The organism is Streptomyces axinellae, assembly GCF_039532135.1.
Lineage (GTDB): Bacteria > Actinomycetota > Actinomycetes > Streptomycetales > Streptomycetaceae > Streptomyces > Streptomyces axinellae.
Window position 1 is genome coordinate 1 of sequence record NZ_BAAARJ010000062.1, and the last position, 1,839, is coordinate 1,839.

The window sequence follows — 1,839 nt, forward strand, 5'->3', positions numbered from 1 at the left end:
CTCCGATACCCGGGCGCAGGTCGAGCGGCTGGAGGCGCGCTACGGGCCGGTCCAGCACATGCACGCGCTGCCTCCGTCCGCACTGCCCATGTTCCGCCGAAGCACCGTACGCGTGGTGCCCGGCGGGGGGCCTACTGGGTGTGGTGCATCAGCCGGGATCCGAACCAGTCGTCCTTGTCGCGTACACCGGGCAGGGCGAAGAAGTAGCCGCCGCCCCGCGGGGTGACGAACTGGGTCAGCGGTTCGTGCCGCAGCCGACGCTGCACGGTGGCGAACTGCCGCTCCACGTTCTGCTGATAGCCGCAGAAGACCAGTCCCAGGTCCGTCCGCCCGTACTGGTCGTAACCTTGGCTGTAGTTGTAACTCCTGCGCAGGAACCGTGACGTGTCGGTTCGAGGGGTGCGTGGATTGGCGAGCCGGATGTGCGCGTCAAGGGGGATCGTCCGGCCGTCGGGGTCGTCGAGGTAGTCCGGCGCGTCGTTCTCCCGCTTGCCGCCCAGGGGCGCACCGCTCGCCTTGTGCCGCCCGAAGACCTTCTCCTGCCGAGTGACCGGTACCTCGTCCCAGGACTCGACGTGGAACCGGATCAGGCGCAGCACCTGGTAGCTGCCGCCCTCGGCCCAGTCCGGTTCGTGGCTTCGCGGCGTCACCCAGATCAGCCGGTCCATCTCCACCGTCGAGTCGGTGTCCGGATTGACGATGCCGTCCTTGAAGCCGAGGAAGTTGCGCCGGGCCCCCGAGGGCCGCGACGGATTGAGGAACGCGTCCATCCGCCAGCGCGGCCGCATCATCCCGTCGGTCTCCCGGGACAGGTTGCGCAGCACGTGCACCACCGCGTCCGGGTGCTCCGCGCAGATCTGCAGCGACAGGTCGCCGTGGCAACATGCCGGGTCCAGCTGGTCGTCGGGGAACGACGGCATGAGCTTCAGATGCTGCGGCATGTGCCCGGCCAGTCCGAACCGGTCGTCGAAGAGCGATGCCCCGACGCCGAGCGTGACCGTCAGCGAGTCCGGCACAGGTGGCTCCACGGCCACCCTCTCATCTTGCGGCTTGACCCCTTGCGCCAGCACCCGGGAACGCTCGGTGAGCTTTTGCAGCAGCCGTGTCAGACCCGCGCGGTCGTCCACCAGGACATCGAAGGCCGCGAATCCGGCGAACAGCTGTTGCGGCGTCACGATGCCGGCCTGATGGCGCCCGTGGAAGGGCACCTCGTCCGGCGGCGGTTCCCGGCCGTCCTCCAACCGGCGCGGCGGCGGGCTTTCCGGGGCCCGGCCCACCGGGACGGCGGCCGCCTCGCCGCCCAGCCCCGCGGTGGCCGCCGTCACCCCCGCGATCCCCGCCGCGTACTTGAGGAATCCACGGCGCCCGTCGCCCCGGGCCAGGTCCCGCTCGTCGACGTTCCGGTCATGTCTCATCGCCCAGCCATCCCTACTGCGTCATCCGCCGCCGTCCCCATAACTGCGCATGATCCTTGCCGCCGGCCTCTCACGGTCCCGGGGACCAACACGGCCGGGCCCGCCGAAATCACACGTGGGGTGGTCGCCCGGCTTCCGAACGGCGCAGGCCCTGCGCTGCCGGAGGTGGTCCCGGCGCGGTCGGAGGATCGGAGCTCACCGGCCAGGTGGCTGCGGCCTGGGAGACGAAGCGGGAGGCCCCCCGTCGGTTACGACCTCTGTCTCCCCCCGCCGCGCCGGCCGTCTTCAGCGGGCCATTGCTGACGTTCGGAGGGGGGTTTGTTGGTGTATCGCGGGCTTGCTGGCCTGGTGTGTTGTGGGTTTGTTGAGAGAGGTCGGGTGCACGGTTCCAGCGGGCAGTTCGGGGTGTGAGCTGGGGTTGCGT

Annotated in this window: 1 protein-coding gene; it reads right to left on the bottom strand. The window is 70.2% G+C overall.

What is annotated here, in order from left to right; all coding sequences use genetic code 11:
- Positions 1–131: 131 nt before the first annotated feature.
- Positions 132–1,415: a Dyp-type peroxidase gene (locus ABD339_RS33420; protein WP_344570933.1), complete on the bottom strand. Its 1,284-nt coding sequence runs from the start codon at positions 1,413–1,415 to the stop codon at positions 132–134.
- Positions 1,416–1,839 lie beyond the last annotated feature (424 nt).

Excerpts from the sequence above, each read along its gene's own strand:
- ABD339_RS33420 (WP_344570933.1), bottom strand. The coding sequence starts at position 1,415 with ATGAGACATGACCGGAACGTCGACGAGCGGGACCTGGCCCGGGGCGAC.